A 617-nucleotide genomic window follows, 5' to 3' on the forward strand; every position below is an offset into this window, starting at 1 on the left:
ACCCCAACTTCTTTTTGTTTATCTGAATATGTGTTAGTGGTATAATAAATTGTAGGTTTTTCGGCAGAATGCAATGCTGTAATTTTGGCAGACTAGATTACACTTTCTTTTAAAATATAGTATCCTTTAAGTATAACAAATACTACTGGAGGATACAGATGAAAGGGTGGATCATGTTTAATAAAATTAAGACTTTAAAAGAACAAAATCTTAAAATTACTCAAATTGCCAGAATACTAAATTCAGATGTTAGAACTATCAAAAAATATTGGAATATGTCATCTGAAGAATTTGAACTTCTTAGAACACAATACAAACAAAGAATTGTTGGAAGAAAAATGGATATATATTCTTGGCTTAAAGAAAGAGAGCAAGCGCAAGTATATATGGGACAGATTAATCTTCTTACTGAAGACAAAAAACTAAAAAGCTTTATCTATTTACTATGGTATTATCTTTCTCAAGATATAAATTTGCTATTTTACATCAAGCGATATTGTACAATATCATTACAAAACTTTTGAGCTCTTTGGTGGTGTGCCTAAAACTATTGTCTATGATCAAGATAAAACTATGTTTGTTAAGGAAAATTTAGGAGATATCATTAAAACTGATTT

Annotated in this window: 1 protein-coding gene; it reads left to right on the forward strand. The window is 28.2% G+C overall.

Going from position 1 to position 617, the window contains the following annotated elements; translation table 11 throughout:
- The first annotated feature begins 158 nt into the window (after positions 1-158).
- Positions 159-524, forward strand: coding sequence for a hypothetical protein (locus HMPREF0202_RS05290; RefSeq protein WP_023052226.1), 366 nt, complete (start codon positions 159-161; stop codon positions 522-524).
- Positions 525-617 lie beyond the last annotated feature (93 nt).

Source organism: Cetobacterium somerae ATCC BAA-474 (assembly GCF_000479045.1).
GTDB lineage: Bacteria > Fusobacteriota > Fusobacteriia > Fusobacteriales > Fusobacteriaceae > Cetobacterium_A > Cetobacterium_A somerae.

What these genes read in the sequence shown, in the direction of transcription:
- HMPREF0202_RS05290 (WP_023052226.1), top strand. Translation starts at nt 159, where the DNA reads ATGAAAGGGTGGATCATGTTTAATAAAATTAAGACTTTAAAAGAACAA.